Annotated in this window: 1 protein-coding gene; it reads left to right on the top strand. The window is 49.8% G+C overall.

Annotated features, from left to right (window positions below; all coding sequences use genetic code 11):
* Positions 1–37: 37 nt before the first annotated feature.
* The coding region (locus EXE44_RS21285) for a hypothetical protein (protein ID WP_206750419.1) at positions 38–239 on the top strand (202 nt) is incomplete at its 3' end.

Below are 239 nucleotides of genomic sequence, written 5' to 3'. Positions count from 1 at the left end.
GCGAGAGATTGCTCAGAGTGCCTGGTTGTTTGGGCGAATGACCGCAGATGTCGAAACAGACGCTTTGGACAGTCGAATTACACATGAGGGGAAGCTGAAAGCGAATGAGAGTCCTGATGAGGGCTTCCTTCTACATGACAGATATGTTCCCGAGTCGAACTGGGGGGATCTGTACAACCAGTATATTCTTCAGGGGTGGCTATCAGATAGTGTCCAGCCAGCATCGAAACAGATGTACA

The organism is Halorubrum sp. SS7 (genome assembly GCF_005435055.1).
GTDB classification, from domain to species: domain Archaea; phylum Halobacteriota; class Halobacteria; order Halobacteriales; family Haloferacaceae; genus Halorubrum; species Halorubrum salinarum.
Note: the sequence above shows the minus strand (reverse complement) of the source record. Positions and strands in the feature narration are given on the sequence as shown.